Source organism: Duganella sp. LjRoot269, assembly GCF_964254095.1.
Lineage (GTDB): Bacteria > Pseudomonadota > Gammaproteobacteria > Burkholderiales > Burkholderiaceae_D > Rugamonas > Rugamonas hordei.
Window position 1 is genome coordinate 848659 of the sequence record NZ_CAXUSL020000001.1, and the last position, 15160, is coordinate 863818.

Sequence of the window (15160 nt, forward strand, 5' to 3'; positions counted from 1 at the left end):
GCAGGCGGGAACCCATGCTGAGCCTCCTGGCCGGCGAAGTATGGATTCCCGCCTGCGCGGGAATGACGGCGCAAAGGCCTGCTGTATTTCAGGAGACGCAAGTGGAACGACGTTCATTTCTGAAGGTAAGCGCGGCCGCCGGCGGCAGCTTGCTGATACCGGTATTCGGCAACGCCATCGCAGCTGAAGAGCTGATGAATCCCATGGCGGTGCAGTTCAAGAAGTCCCTGGCCGACGCCGCGATGAACGCGGCCACCAAGGCCGGCGCCAGCTACTGCGACGTGCGCATCGGCCGCTACATGAACCAGTTCATCACCACGCGCGACCTGAACGTGGAAAACATCGTCAACACCGAATCGTCCGGCGTCGGCGTGCGCGTGATCGCCGGCGGCGCCTACGGCTTCTGCTCGACCAACGTCATGACCTTGGACTCGGTGGCCGCCGCCGCGCAGCAGGCCGTCGCCATCGCCCGCGCCAATGCCAAACTGCAGACCGAACCGGTGCAGCTTGCTCCCGTCAAGGGTGTCGGCGTGGTGGCCTGGGCCACGCCGTTCAAGAAGGATTGGCGCACCGTGCCGATCAAGGAAAAAGCCGAGATGCTGATCGCCGCCAACAAGGCCGGCATGGAGGCGGGCGCCAGTTTCATGTCGTCCAATCTGTTCCAGGTCAACCAGCAGAAGTACTTTGCCTCCACCGACGGCTCCTACATCGACCAGGACATCCACCGCCTGTGGGCGCCGCTGACCGCCACCGCGGTCGACAAGGCCAGCAACCGCTTCCGCACGCGCGACGGCCTGTCGTCGCCGGCCAGCATGGGCTATGAATTCTTCGACGCCAAGCCCGCCAACAAGGTCAAGGCCGCCGGCGGCGTGACCACGCTGTACAAGGGCGCCTACGATTTGATCGAGGACGCGCGCGCGGCCGGCCGCCAGGCCAAGGAAAAGCTGACGGCAAAAACCGTCGAGCCAGGCAAGTACGACCTGGTGCTGTCGCCGGAACACCTGTTCCTGACCATCCACGAATCGGTAGGCCACGCCACCGAGCTGGATCGCGTGCTGGGCTACGAGGCCAACTACGCCGGCACCAGTTTCGCCACGCTGGATAAATGGCAGAGCAAGAAATTCAACTACGGTTCGGAGCTGGTCAACATCGTCGCCGATAAGACCACGCCGGGATCGCTGGGCTGCGTGGGCTACGACGACGAAGGCGTGGCATCGAAGCGCTGGGACCTGATCCGCAACGGCATCCTGGTCAACTACCAGGCCACGCGCGACCAGGCGCACATCATCGGCGAGAAGGAGTCGCACGGCTGCTCGTACGCGGACAGCTGGAGCAGCGTGCAGTTCCAGCGCATGCCGAACGTGTCGCTGGAAGCGGGCAAGAAGCCGCTGACGCCGGACGACATGGTCAAGGATGTCAAGAAGGGCATCTATATCCTCGGCCGCGGCTCGTACTCGATCGACCAGCAGCGCTACAACTTCCAGTTCGGGGGCCAGCTGTACTTCGAGATCAAGAACGGCAAGATCGCCAATCAGCTGGAAGACGTGGCCTACCAGTCGAACACGCAGGAATTCTGGAACGCCTGCACGGCGCTGTGCGATGACCGCGACTGGCGCATGGGCGGCTCCTTCTTCGATGGCAAGGGACAGCCCAGCCAGGTCAGCGCCGTGTCGCACGGCTCGCCGACCACCCGCTTTAACGGCATCAACGTGATCAACACCGCTCGCAAGATAGGATAAACAATGAAGATGCTGAACCAGGAAGAAGCAAAACGCATTTGCGACAAGATCATGTCGCTGTCCAAGGCCGACGAGTGCCGTGTGCAGATCAGCGGCAGCCGCAACGGCAATATCCGCTATGCGCGCAACGCGGTGTCGACCGCCGGCTTGATCGAGAACACGCAGCTGTCCGTCAGCGTCGCCTTCGGCAAGCGCCAGGGCACCGCGTCGATCAATGAGTTCGACGACAAGTCGCTGGAAAAGGCCGTGCGCCGCGCCGAAGACGTGGCGCGCCTGGCGCCGGAGAATCCGGAGTTCCAGCCGGCGATCAAGAAGCAGGAATACAAGCTGTCCAATACCTACAGCGACGCCACCGCCGCCATCGATCCGGACTACCGCGCCGAAGTGGCCGCCGTCAGCATCAACGCCTGCAAGAAGCAGGGCCTTGTCGCAGCAGGCTTCTTCAGCGACACCACCGGCTTTGAAACCATCGCCAACTCGAACGGCGTGTTCGGCTACCAGACCTTGAGCAATCTGGGTTTCACCGTCACCACCCGCACCGAGGATGGACGCGGTTCCGGCTGGGCCACGCGCTCGGCCAACGATGCGAAGAAATTCGATGCGCGCGAAGCGTCCGAGATCGCCATCGAGAAGGCGTTGAAGTCGGTCGAGGCCAAGGCGCTGGAGCCGGGCCGCTACACCGTGATCCTGGAGCCGGCGGCGACGTCGGAAATCATCGGCCGCATGTTTGGCGCCTTCGATGCGCGCCAGGCCGACGAGGGCCGCAGCTTCCTGTCGAAGAAGGGCGGCGGCAACCGCCTTGGCGAGAAGCTGTTCGACGAGCAGGTCAACGTCTGGGCCGATCCGTGGAATCCGGACGTGCCGGTGCTGGCCTGGGACGGCGCTTCGATGCTGGCGCGCGAGCGCACCGACGTGATCAAGGGCGGCAAGATCGAATCGCTGGACTACACCCGCTACTGGGCCGAGAAGCAGGGCAAGCGCGCAGCAGGCCGTCACGGCAACATGATCATGGCGGGCGGGGGCAAGTCCACCGAAGAGCTGATCGCCTCGACCAAGAAGGGCGTGCTGGTCACCCGCACCTGGTACATCCGCATGGTCGATCCGCAATCGCTGCTGCTGACCGGCCTGACCCGCGACGGCACCTTCTACATCGAGAACGGCAAGATCAAGCATCCGATCAAGAACTTCCGCTTCAACGAAAGCCCGGTGTCGATGCTGAACAATATCGATGAACTGGGCAAGCCGGTGGTGATCGGCGGCGACGAAGTGCGCTTCCAGATGCTGATACCGCCGATGAAGGTGCGCGACTTTAACTTCACGTCGCTGTCGGACGCGGTTTAAGGGGCGGGGCAAAGGGAACAGGGAGCGGCGTGGCCAACTACGATTTTTATTTCACCCGCCTGACCTACGAGTCGGGCGACTGGGACGTCGATATCCGCATGCCCAGCAACGTGCTCAACTCGCTGGTCGAATACACGACCTTGCGGGTTGATCCCGTCGAGCGCATCGTCGCGCTGTCCGATCCGAAGATGCTGGAGGCGCCGTTCTGCTATTTCGCCGGCCACAAGCTGGTGCAATTCACGCCTGCGGAGCGTAAGAACCTGGAGCGCTATATCAAGGGCGGCGGCTTCCTGTTCGTCGACGACTGCAATCACGATATCGACGGCCTGTTCTCGAAATCGTTCGAGGCGGAGATCGCCCGCATCTTCGGGCCCAAGGCGCTGCACAAGATCCCGAACAACCATCCGGTGTATTCGAGCTTCTTCCATTTCGACGGCCCGCCGAACACCAGCGTCGAGCTGAACGGCTGGGGCGACGACCTGGTGCACGACTACCTGAAGGCGGTGGAAGTCGGCGGCCGCGTGCGGCTCTTGTACAGCAACAAGGACTACGGCTGCGAGTGGGACTACGACTTCCGCAACAAGCGGTGGCTGGTGGTCGACAACACCCGCTTTGCGGTCAATATCATTCAATATGCGTTGGGAGCTTGATCTTGGATAGTGCAATCGCCTGGAGCGAAAATGAAATCGGCGCGCTGAGCGCCAAGGTGGCGGCGCTGAAGAAGAGCATGTCCCGCGTGATCATCGGCCAGGAAAACGTGATCGATTCGCTGATCATCTGCCTGCTGGCCGGCGGCCATGCGCTGGTGGAGGGGGTTCCGGGACTGGGCAAGACGCTGCTGGTGAAGTCGCTGTCGCAGGCGACCGACATGGACTTCCATCGGGTGCAGTTCACGCCGGACCTGATGCCGTCGGATATCGTCGGCACCGAGATCCTGGAAGAGGACCATGCGACGCGCAAGCGCGAATTCCGCTTCCAGCAAGGGCCGGTGTTCACGCAGGTGCTGCTGGCCGACGAGATCAACCGCGCGCCGCCTAAAACCCAGTCGGCGCTGCTGGAGGCGATGCAGGAGCGCAGCGTGACCTTCGCCGGTCAGACGCACAAGCTGCCCAAGCCGTTCTTCGTGCTGGCGACGCAGAACCCGATCGAGCAGGCCGGCACCTATCCGCTGCCGGAGGCGCAGCTGGACCGCTTCCTGCTGCGCATCGACGTGGTGTATCCGACCGAGGAGGAAGAGATCGCGATGGTCTCCGCCACCACGCACACCGGCTTGAAAGATGCGGAGCCGGTGATGGACGTGGCGACCCTGCTGCGGCTGCAGCAGCTGGTGCGCGACATCGAGATCGGCGATCATCTGCTGGCCTACGCGACGCGGCTGGTGCGCGCCACGCGTCCGGCGCTGACGACGGTGCCGGCGGTGAAGAAGCATGTGGGCTGGGGCGCCGGTCCGCGCGCCGGACAGGCGCTGGTGCTGGCTTCCAAGGCGCGCGCGTTGATGCACGGACGGCTGGCCGTCACGCGCGAGGACATCGCCGAGATGCTGCTGCCTGTGCTGGCGCATCGCGTGATCCGCAATTTCGAGGCCGAGGCGGACGGTGTCGCGATCGCCGACATCCTGCTGGCGCTGCGCGAGCATATCCGTCCCGACTAAGCTGTTATGCAAGCGACTTCGACATCGTCCGCGCCAGGTTCGGCGACGGCCGCCATGACGGCGATGATGGCCCAGACCAAGGATCTGGAGCTGGTCATCCGTCACGTGCTGGCAGGGCTGGGCCATGGCTTGCATGCGGGGCGCGAGCGCGGCGCCGGCGTGGAGTTCTCCGAATACCGGGCCTACGCGCCGGGCGACGAGTGGCGCCGCGTCGACTGGAAGCTGCTGGCGCGCGCCGACCGCTATTTCGTCCGCGAGGCGGAGCGCGACAGCCACGTCGCCACCTGGCTGTGGCTGGACGCCAGCGCGTCGATGGCGGAGCCCAGCCGCGAAATCAACGGTGTCGATAAACTCTGGTTCGCCCGCACCGTGCTGGCCTGCGTGGCTGCCATCGCGCAGCGGCAGGGCGATGCGTTCGGCCTGGTGATATGCGGCGGCGGAAAAGTCGAATTCACGCAAGCCTCGCGCGGGCCGCGCCAGCTTCAACGGGTGCTGGCGCAGCTGTCCAAGGCCAAGCCGGAAGGCAGTTTGCCGAATGCCGAGGTGCTGCGGGCGAATCTGCATTTCGCGCGTTCGCCAAGTCTGATCTTCGCCGCCAGCGACTTCCTCGACTGGCCGTCGCCGTTGAGCGAAGCGCTGGTGCGCCTGCGCAGCCTGCGGCATGACGTTCGATTGCTGACCTTGCGCACACAGGCGGAGGTGGATGCCAGCTTCAAATCCGGCAGGGCCTACCGCGATCCCGAACAAAGCGACGGCTTGCATCGCTTGAGCAACGCCGACCGCGAGAGCTACAAGCAGCAAAGCCGCGCACACTTCGATGGCGTGTCGGCCAGCTGCCGTCAAAACAATATCGTCCACTACGAGGCGCGCATCGAGCAGCCGCTGCATGCGGTGCTGCGCAGCTGGCTGCAGTTGGCGGGGGCGCGGGCAAAATGATGTTGAGTTCCTATCCGTTCTGGTGGCTGGCGCTGCCGGTTTTGCTGCTGCCGATCTGGTGGCATCGGCAGAAGCGCCAACGGCTGAAAGCCGAGCCTTTGGCTACCGCGCGCTTCCTCCCTTCCGCCGCACCCGAGCAGCTGCGGGTGTGGCAGTGGCGGGATCGCATGCTGTTGCTGGTGCGCTGCCTGATGCTGGTGGCGCTGATCGCCTGGCTGGCGGCCATCATCTTCCCGTGGCGCGGCGATACCGTGCTGGTTGATTCCGGCGCCGACAAGGCGTGGACGGAACAGCAGATCACCGCTGCCGGCATGAACGCGGCGCAGCGCATTGAGCTGCCGGCCACTGGTCAGCAAGGTTCGCATGGCCTGCAATGGTTGCGTGAGCACGAACGCGACTGGCGCCCCAGTGCGCGCCTGCTGGTCGTCGCCCGCGCCGACCAGATAGCGATGCCGGCCCGCGTGCCGCAATTCAGCCATCAAGTTGAACTGCGCACCAAGTTGTCGCCCGTCGCTGCCGCCGCGCCGGTCCAGCATCGCGTTGCGCTGACCGCCGTTGCGGAGCGCGCTGCCACATGGCGCTCGCTGTTCACCGCCTTCGACAGCGCCGGCACTGGCGCCAGCCGTTACGTCATGGCCTCCGAGCCGGACGTCAACACAGAGCTGATTGTCTGGGATTCCCCGGACGCGCCGCCAGCCAACTGGCGCGCCCCACACTGGTGGATCGCCGCCCCGGCAGCTGCCGCCTTCCCCGAATTGGCAAAGGCCTCGACGCTGGTCATCAACGGCATCGCGCTGAAATACGCCGACTCGCCTCGCGGCCGCCTGTGGGTCTCGGACGCCTGGCCCGCGCGCGATGCCGACACCGCGCGCGCCATCTACGACGCCTGGCAACTGCTGGCCGCATCTCCCGCGCCAGCCTACCCGACGCCGTCGCAAACCTTCGGCGCCGCCCGCAGCCCGCTGCCGGCCATCACCGACGCAAAGCCAGCAACCTGGCTCGCTCTCGCCCTGCTCGCGCTTTTTGCATTAGAACGGATACTGACCCATGCACGGCGAAACTAAGCATTTGCGCAGCCGGCTGTGGTCCGCCGTCCTGCGTCGCCGTGCCCCGCAATGGCTTGCCGCCGTGGCACCGCTGGTCATCGCCGCGGCCTTGCTCCCGGTCGCGCGCCCGATCGTCCTGACGGCGGTCGCGCTGTGGGCCATCTGGCTCGCCGCCGACATTTACCGCTGGCGCCGGCGTGTCGACGCCGAATGGACATCGTGGCTGAACGCCGCCATCCCCGCGCTGGAAGACAGCAGCATGTTGCTGGCGGCCGACGCCAACACATCCATCGCCAAACTCCAGCAACAGCGACTGCAAACCCGCCTTGCTGCTGTTCTGGGCGAAGGCGACTATCGCGGCATCGCCCGCAGCCGCGTGCGCATCGGCATCCTGCCCGTTCTGCTCAGCCTTGCGGCGGCTGGCGTCGCCTGGGGCTACCACGGCAAGCAATCCGCCTCCGCACCGGTTACGAGCGCCCCGGCCAACAAGCCGATCGTCGATGGTGAAATTTATCTGCGCGTTACGCCGCCGGCTTACACCGACGTCAAGTCGTTCGACACCGCAGCCCGCGACATCCAGGTGCCGCAATTCTCCGAAGTGCGCTGGTGCGTGCGTAACCCGCGTGGCGCGCAACCGGTGGTGGAACTGGGCGACGGACAGACGCTCCCCGTTACCGAAGCCTGCGCATCGCAGCGCGTGAAAGAATCGCTGTTCTGGCGCGCGCGCGGCAAAGGGGGCTCACGCTATAACATCCGCGTCACGCCTGACCAGGCACCGCAAGTCACGATCATCGAACCGACCGAATTGATACACATCCTGCCGAAGGAAACCAAGACTGTGCAGCTGTCCGTCATGGCACGCGACGACTACGCCATCGCGCGCGCCAGCCTGCACATGACGTTGGCGCGCGGCAGCGGCGAGAACATCCGCTTCAGCGACCGCGAAGTGCCGTTGCCGCAGTCGTCCGATCCGAAGACGCGCAACTGGAAGAAACAGTGGACACTGGCGGAACTCGGCATGGAGCCGGGCGACGAGTTGTACTTCTTCGTTCGCGCCACCGACAACGCGCCGGACAATCCGCACACTACGCAATCCCCGACCTACACCCTGCGCCTGCCGGCGCCGGAAACGGAGAGCCTGGATTCGACTGCACTGCCGTCGATGGTCAAACCGGAAAACCTGCGCAGCCAGCGCCAGATCATCATCGACACCGAACAGCTGGTCGCCGACATGAAGGCCAATCCGAACATGCCGGCCGCCACGTTACGTTCGCGCAGCGAAGGCATCGCTTCCGACCAGGCCAAGTTGCGGCTGCGCTACGGCCAGTTCCTCGGCGAGGAATCGAGCCTGTTCGGCGACGAGCATGAACACGAAGGCGAAGAGCACCACGGCGGCGGCATGGCGGGCGGCGGCGAGATCGCCGTCATGAAGGAATTCGGCCACGCGCACGACCAGGAAGACAATGCCACCATCTTCGATCCGAAGACCAAGGCCGTATTGAAACGCGCGCTGTCGGCGATGTGGGATGCGGAGAAATCGCTGCGCGCCGTCGAACCCAAGTCCGCACTGCCGCCGGAGTACAAGGCGCTGGATGCGATCAAGGAATTGCAGGCGGCCGAACGTATCTACCTGCATCGTACTGCTTTCGTTCCACCGGCGCTGAAGGAAGAGAAGCGCATGAGCGGCGATATCGTCGGCGTGCTGAGTTACAAGCGCGAGCAGGGCGCCGCCGGCGATACGGTGCCGGCCGAAGTGCGCGAACTGGTGCAGGCGCTGGCGCAGGACGGCGCGCTGCCCGCATTGTGGAGCAAGGCGGCGCGCGAGACCATCGCCGCGCGCATCGGCGACCAGGAACAGAAGCTGAGCGCCCAGCGCGCGGTGCAGGATGTGCAGGATGGCTGCGCCGTCTGTCGCGGTGAGCTGCGCGCCTGGCTGCGCGGCACGCTGACGGATGCGCCGGTGCTGCTGCAGGCGCGCCCTTCGACGGATACGCCGTTCCGTCAGGCCTGGAGTGGCAAGGAGCAGTCGAAATGAGTATCGCAGTGAATTCGTCGATGGATCTGGCGGCGGTTGCCTTGCCATTGACTGCGCTGGCTGTTGGCGTCGTGAGTGCCGCCATGCTGTACGCCCGCAGCCATCAATGGATCGATGTGGCGCTGGCTGCGGTGGCCGGCGCATCGCTGGCGGTGGCGTTGGCGGACATACGCTTGCTGGAAGCTGGCGAGAACACTCTGACGGTGACCGCCAATGCGTCTGGCGGAATCAGCGAGGCGGACTGGCTGGCCATTCCGCGCGCGCAAAGCATTTCGCTCGTTGGCGATGGCTTGCGCGAGGCGGAGTGGCGCGATCTGCCTGCGCGGCCTTTGCAGTGGAAGCCTGCCGCCGCCGATTTGTTGTGGCTGGATTTCCCGCGTTCGATGTCGCTGGGCCGGATTTTTACGCTGTCGGTGCGCCGCTCGCAGGCGCAGGCCGGCTGGCGCTTGCAGCTGCTGGCGGAAAACAAGCAGGTGCTGGCGGAATCTTCGACGACCGCCGCCGCGTCGCAGTTGAGCGTGCAGTGGCTGCCGCCGGTGGCGGAGGCCATGGTATTGCAGGCGCGTTTGCTGGACACCGCCGGCGCCGTGATCGCCCAGGGGCCGATTCCCCTGCAGGTGAAGGAGGCGCTGCCTTTGCAGATACAGGGCCGCTTCGATGCGCCGTCATTCGATGCGCGGGCGCTGAATCAGCTGCTGGCCGATGGCGGCGCGATCCTGGACTGGAGCGTCACGCTGGGCAAGGCGGTGGCGCGCAGCGAAACGGCGCGTGTGCCGTTGACCGCGCCAAACGCAGTCGTCGTGGATGCGGCTTACGTGGAGCATTTGAATCCGCCGGCACGCGATACGCTGCTGGCACAGGTGCGGCAGGGCGTGCCGCTGGTGGTCATGGGCGGCAATGCGGCCGACGCGTCGTTGTGGCAGCGTCAGTTCGACTTGCGCTTGCACCCGCAGTCGCCAACCACCGAGAAAGAAGACACGCGGCAGTTCAGCGTTGCCGGTGCGTCGTTGGCGATGCCGCCGGCCGGCTTGAATCCTGATGATCGTGCCGGAGGACCATGGTCGGTGCTGGCGCGCGATGGCAAGAAGCAGCCGTGGCTCTGGCAGCGCGATGTGCAGCAAGGGCGCATAGTATGGATCGGCGTGTCGGACTGGCACAAATATGCGATCAGTTCGCCGCAGGCGCTGGCCCTGTGGTGGCAGGGGGCGATGGATAGTATAGCGCTGGCCAGTGTACAAAAGGCGGGCTGGCAGATGACCGATCCGATGCCGCTACCGGGTTTGCGCAGCGAAGTGTGCGCGCAGGGCGTGAAGCCGGGGACGATGATTGGCGTAGCCGGTGCGGCGGAACTTCAATTGCAGGCGCGCGCGGACAAGGCGGACGCTGTGTGTGCGGCGATGTGGCCGCAGAAGGCGGGATGGCTGGCATTCAAGGCGGCTGGCATGGCGGAGGCGGGGGCCGAGTATGTCTACGCGCGCGGCGACTGGCCGGCGTGGCAGAAGGCGCTGCGGCGCGATGCCACTGCGCTTTATGCCGCTCGCTCGCCAGGCACCACCACGAAGAACGGCGCCACCGGCAGCAGCCGTCCGCTGCCGGTGGCGCCATTTGGCGCGCTGTTCGCGCTTTGCATGCTCGGCCTGTGGTGGCGCGAGCAGCGCAAGACGTAGCGCTTATTGCGGTCAGCCCGCCCTTACCACTTCTGCCATCCGATGACGTAGGCCGGCGCGTCGATGGTGCAGGCCGGATCGACGACAGGCTTCATCGGCACGCGGGCGAACGGCAGCACGCCCGCCCACGCCGGCCAGCTCAGGTCTTCCTCATCATCGGTCGGGCCGCCGGAGCGCACCTTGCAGGCCGCTTCGTCGAGCGCGATGCGCATGATCGTTGTGGCCGCGTATTCCTTGTCCGAACCGGGACGTACCTCCGCCTGCCTGCCTGGCGCCAGCTTCTCCATGAACGCTTCCATCGTGCGATGGCGCTCGGCCTCGTCGGTTACCACCTCGAAACGCCCATAGATCATCGCCGACCGGTAGTTCATCGAATGGCTGAAAGCCGAACGCGCCATCACCAGTCCGTCCAGGTGCGTGATCGTCACGCAGGTCTCGCTTTCGGTCAGGCGCTTGAGCATGCGGCTGCCGTTGGAGCCATGGATGTACAGGTGTCCGTCCTCACGCCAGCAGGCGGTGGGAATGCAGTGCGATCCATGGTCGTCGGTGAAGGCGATGTGGCACAGGTAAGCGTCGTCGATGATCGCATGCAGCGTTGCGGTGTCGTAGTGCGCGTTGGTTGAGACGCGGCGCATGCGGGTGCGTGCGCTCGGTGCGGCTGGGGTTGCTGGTTCGGTCATGATCTCCATCCAAAAAGGTTGAAATGACAATATAATGGGATGCTGGCTCCTTAAACAGATCCAGTAATCGTTAATTTTATGGAGCCACGAATGGATTTCACGCTGCTGATCGACGGCTATGCCGCGCAAAACGCCCATCGCGGCTGGCCGCGCCAGCGGTTGCTGCACGAATGCCTGCGCAACGCGATCCGTAGCGGCACGCTGGCTGCCGGTACCCGGCTGGCCGCGTCGCGCGTGCTGGCCGAGGAATTGGGACTGGCGCGCAACACCGTGCTGTACGCCTATGAGCAACTGGCCAGCGAGGGCTACGTGACCACCGACCGGCGCGGCACCGTGGTCGCGGCGCTGGCGCCGGATCACAAGCCGGCCGATGGGCCGGCCGAAGCTGCGACCGCAGGCGGGCATACGTCGAAGCCGCCGCAGGCCGGCCTGTCGCAGCGCGCCCGTGCGCTCAGGTCCTTGCCGGGACCGGCCGAGATGATGGGCGCCTTTGTTCCCGGTGTGCCGGCGCTTGAGCACTTTCCGCTGACGCTATGGCGCCGCATGCTGGAGCGCGCGTTGCGCGGCATGACTGTGGCGCAGCTGAACTACGGCGATCCGGCCGGTGAGCCGCTGCTGCGCGAAGCCATCGCCGACCACCTGCGTGCCGCGCGCGGCGTGGTATGCGACGCCGCGCAAGTGTTCATCACCGACGGCACCCAGAGCAGCCTGACTGTCTGCGTGCAGGCCTTTGCCGACCAGGGTGACACTATCTGGATCGAGAATCCCGGCTACGGCGGGGCGCTGGCCGCGTCGCGCGCGGGCGGGCTCAATGTCGCCGGCATCGATGTCGACGATGACGGCATCGCCCCCAGGCCGGACGACTGGCTATTGCGTCCGCCGCGTCTGATCTACACCACGCCGTCGCACCAATACCCGACCGGCAGCGTGCTCAGTTTGCGCCGCCGGCTGGCGCTGATCGAGGCGGCGCGCGGTGCGGGCGCTCTGATCGTCGAGGACGACTACGACAGCGAATTCCGCCACGACGGCCCGCCGTTGCCGGCCATGCAGGGATTGGCGCCGGATGCGCCGGTGATCTATCTCGGCACCTTCAGCAAGACCATGTTCCCGTCGCTGCGGATCGGTTTCGTGGTGGTGCCGCCGGCGCTGGCCGAGCCGTTCGCGCTGATGCGCGCGCAGTCGTCGGCACGCGGACGCGTGGCCGAGCAGCTGGCACTGGCGGAGTTCCTGCGCAGCGGCCAGTTCGCGCTGCATCTGCGGCGCATGCGGCGCCTGTACCGGCAGCGGCGCGACGCGCTGGTGGCGGCGCTGGAAAGACATCTGGGATCGGTGGCGAAGGTGCATGGCGGTTCGGCCGGCATGCATCTGGCGCTGCGCTTCGACGACGCGGCCATCGATGACGTGGCGGTCGCCGCGCAAGCGCTGGAACACGGCATCGTGGTCAATGCCCTGAGCAGGCACGATACGCAAGGGGAGTCCGGGTGGAAGGGACTGATGCTCGGCTACGCACAGGTGCCGGCCGAGCGGATGGAAGGGCTGGTCCAACAGTTGGCGGCGATCGTGCACCTTGCGGCCTATGCCGCCAACCGCTCAAACCCTAAACGACGGGCCGCTTAGAACGCCGTATCGGCGCGGATGTACATCGAGCGGCCGTTGACGCCGATCGGGCATGTTTCCCAGCAACGGGTGAAGCCCAGTTTCGGGAAGTCGCCGCCGTTGGTCCATTCCGACGGCAGCTGGTTGAACATATTGTTCACGCCCACGCTGAGGAAGGTGCGCTTGCTGAACGCATAGCGTACCGACGCATCGACCAGCCAGCGCGCATCCCACTTCTGCAACGGGCTGAAGTTTTCCGCTTCAACCTCGCCGTAGTAGTTGGCGCGGGTGTTCAGGTTCCATGCGCCCATCGTGTAGTCGGCGGCCACCACATGGTGCTTGCGCGGCTGGCCGTGTTCGATCAGCGTCACCTGCGACTTGTCGAACAGTTTCTCGCCGCTCAGCACCGTCGACGTCGAGTGGCGCTTGGTCACCTCGGTCTTGTTGAAGCCCAGCTGACCCGACAGCACCAAGGTCGACGCGGCGAACTTGCTGGTGTGCTCGGCCACGATGTCGAGGCCGCGGGTGCGGGTGTCGACGGCGTTGGTGAAGAACTGCGCCTGGCCCACGCCCAGCGGCTTGAGGATGTTGGCGATCGGGCCGCCGCCGGCTTCCGGTGCGATCTCGCTGGAGAAGACGATGCGGTCCTTGATCTTGATCTCGTACAGGTCGGCCGTCAGCGACATGTTCCTGGCCGGACGGATCACGGTGCCGATGCTGCCGCTGGTCGAGGTTTCTTCCTTCAGCGGCGCGATGCCGAAGGCCTGGGTCACGGCGCTGCCCTGGCGCGCGGTCAGCGTCTCGGTCAGCACGCCGTTATTCAGGTTGGTCGACACGGAGCTGTAGAACTCCTGCTGCACGCTCGGCGCGCGGAAGCCGGTGGACAGGCTGCCGCGGAAGCCGATCTGCTTGGTCGGGTCGAAGCGGGCGCTCAGCTTGCCGGTGACGGTGCTGCCGAAGTCCGAGTATTTTTCATAGCGCACGGCGCCGCCCAGGGTCAGCGTGTCGACCGGCTTGTGTTCGGCGTCCAGGAACAGCGCGATGTTGTGGCGGCCTGAATCGACGGCGGTGGCCGGCGTGTAGCCGGGGAAGCCCTGGATGCCCGCGCCGGCGGTGGCGCCGCTCGGCGTGGTGATCGCGATGGCCGGGTTGTTGGTGCGGCCGTACTGGTAGGAGACCGGATCGCCGGCGATGATCTGGTAGTTGTCGGCGCGGTACTCGAAGCCGGTGGCCAGGAAGATGCTGCCGTCGCCGAACTTGACCGGCCCCTTGATGTCGGCGTTGAAGGTGGTTTGCGAGAACTTCAGCTTGCCGGTGTCGGCTTCGCGCGGCGATTCGGCGTAGATGCCGCCGCCGGGCTTGGGCTCGTACCAGTAGCTGGTGTTGAGGCTGTTCGATTCGTGGAAGCCCAGTTCGCTGTTGCCCTGGTTGATGCTGATGTCGGCCTTCCAGTCGTTGGCCAGGTCGCGGCGGTAGCCGAAGGCGAACGAGGCGTCCTTGATGTCGGTGTGGATGGCCGGCAGGAAGCCGTTCGGGTACACCGACGGCACGGTGCGGTCGTCGCCGGCCGAGCGGAAGAAGCCGAAGGAATCGCTCTTGCGCTTGGACAGGCCGCCGAAGGCGTAGAACTCGCTGGCCTTGTCGATCGGCAGCGCGGCGTTCCACCACAGGTAGACATCCTTGGTGTTGCTGTCGCCGATGTGCTGGGTCACGCGCGGCGGGTTGACGCGCAGCGAATCGGGACCGGCGCGGTTGGTCTCGCCGCGCTTGCGGGCTTCGAGGGTGAGGTTGAGGAAGCCGCCGTCCTGGCCCAGCGCGAAGCCGGTGTTGGCGCTGCCCGAATAGAGGTCGCCGTCGCCTTCGGAGGTGGTGCCCAGGCTGCCGCTGAGCGATGTTTCGTTGACGTTCGACTTGAGCACGATGTTGATCACGCCGGCGATGGCGTCCGAGCCGTATTGGGCGGCGGCGCCGTCGCGCAGCACTTCGATGTGGTGGATCGCGGCCAGCGGAATGGCGTTGATGTCGGTGCCCGCCGAGCCGCGGCCGATGGTTTGCTGCACGTTGACCAGCGCCTGCTGGTGGCGGCGCTTGCCGTTGATCAGCACCAGCACCTGGTCTGGGCCGAGCGAGCGCAGCGTCGCCGGGCGGATGCTGTCGGTGCCGTCGCTGATGAAGGTGGACGAGAAGTTGAACGACGGGTCCAGCGTTTGCAGCAGTTTGCCCAGCTCCAGCGGGCCGGCGGTTTGCATGTCCTTCAGGCTGATCAGGCCGACCGGCGCGGAAGTGTCCAGCGCGGTCTTGGCGACCGAGCGCGAGCCCAGCACCACGACGGTTTGTTCTTCGGGCCTGGCGGCGGATGCGGCGTCGGCGCCCGATTGCGCCCGGCCCTGGCCGGCCGCCAGCAGCAGGATCGCGCTGGCCAGCAGGGTAGGTTTGAATTGCGGTGCTCTTGTCATATTTTCTCTCTCA

11 protein-coding genes are annotated in these 15160 nt (G+C 65.6%); 9 read left to right on the plus strand and 2 right to left on the minus strand.

Features of this window, described 5'->3' with window-relative positions:
• Positions 1 to 101 precede the first annotated feature (101 nt).
• From ACSQ3S_RS03635 to ACSQ3S_RS03670, 8 genes are read left to right on the plus strand one after another with little or no spacing between them, the layout of a single operon-like run.
• A complete protein-coding gene (locus ACSQ3S_RS03635) occupies positions 102 to 1739 on the plus strand; it encodes a TldD/PmbA family protein (RefSeq protein ID WP_436141605.1) in 1638 nt (545 codons plus the stop codon).
• 3 nt (positions 1740 to 1742) lie between these two features.
• Positions 1743 to 3080, plus strand: a complete 1338-nt coding sequence (locus ACSQ3S_RS03640; RefSeq protein WP_353404791.1) for a TldD/PmbA family protein — start codon at positions 1743 to 1745, stop codon at positions 3078 to 3080.
• 29 nt (positions 3081 to 3109) lie between these two features.
• Positions 3110 to 3730: a DUF4159 domain-containing protein gene (locus ACSQ3S_RS03645; protein ID WP_413447414.1), complete on the plus strand. Its 621-nt coding sequence runs from the start codon at positions 3110 to 3112 to the stop codon at positions 3728 to 3730.
• Positions 3731 to 3732: 2 nt separating this feature from the next.
• On the plus strand, positions 3733 to 4731 hold the full coding sequence (locus ACSQ3S_RS03650) for an AAA family ATPase (protein ID WP_353404794.1): 999 nt from the start codon (positions 3733 to 3735) through the stop codon (positions 4729 to 4731).
• A gap of 6 nt (positions 4732 to 4737) precedes the next feature.
• Positions 4738 to 5667 carry a DUF58 domain-containing protein gene (locus ACSQ3S_RS03655; RefSeq protein ID WP_436141606.1) on the plus strand — a complete coding sequence of 310 codons (930 nt, stop codon included), beginning with the start codon at positions 4738 to 4740 and terminating at the stop codon, positions 5665 to 5667.
• Complete coding sequence (locus ACSQ3S_RS03660) at positions 5664 to 6731, plus strand: BatA domain-containing protein (protein ID WP_436141607.1); 1068 nt, start codon at positions 5664 to 5666, stop codon at positions 6729 to 6731. The genes ACSQ3S_RS03655 and ACSQ3S_RS03660 overlap by 4 nt, the downstream gene beginning before the upstream one ends.
• Positions 6715 to 8748, plus strand: coding sequence for a DUF4175 family protein (locus ACSQ3S_RS03665; protein WP_436141608.1), 2034 nt, complete (start codon positions 6715 to 6717; stop codon positions 8746 to 8748). Before ACSQ3S_RS03660 ends, ACSQ3S_RS03665 begins: the two co-directional genes overlap by 17 nt.
• Positions 8745 to 10415, plus strand: coding sequence for a hypothetical protein (locus ACSQ3S_RS03670; RefSeq protein ID WP_436141609.1), 1671 nt, complete (start codon positions 8745 to 8747; stop codon positions 10413 to 10415). The genes ACSQ3S_RS03665 and ACSQ3S_RS03670 overlap by 4 nt, the downstream gene beginning before the upstream one ends.
• A gap of 23 nt (positions 10416 to 10438) precedes the next feature.
• Here ACSQ3S_RS03670 and ACSQ3S_RS03675 read toward each other — a convergent pair whose 3' ends face one another.
• A complete protein-coding gene (locus ACSQ3S_RS03675) occupies positions 10439 to 11095 on the minus strand; it encodes a pyridoxamine 5'-phosphate oxidase family protein (RefSeq protein ID WP_436141610.1) in 657 nt (218 codons plus the stop codon).
• Between the two features lie 90 nt (positions 11096 to 11185).
• On the opposite strand from ACSQ3S_RS03675, the gene ACSQ3S_RS03680 reads away from it, so the two are divergent.
• Positions 11186 to 12712: a PLP-dependent aminotransferase family protein gene (locus tag ACSQ3S_RS03680; RefSeq protein ID WP_436141611.1), complete on the plus strand. Its 1527-nt coding sequence runs from the start codon at positions 11186 to 11188 to the stop codon at positions 12710 to 12712.
• On the opposite strand, the gene ACSQ3S_RS03685 is transcribed toward ACSQ3S_RS03680, so the two are convergent.
• Positions 12709 to 15147 (minus strand): TonB-dependent receptor plug domain-containing protein, encoded by a 2439-nt coding sequence (locus tag ACSQ3S_RS03685; protein ID WP_436141612.1) that lies wholly within the window; start codon positions 15145 to 15147, stop codon positions 12709 to 12711. The genes ACSQ3S_RS03680 and ACSQ3S_RS03685 overlap by 4 nt on opposite strands.
• Between the last annotated feature and the right edge of the window lie 13 nt (positions 15148 to 15160).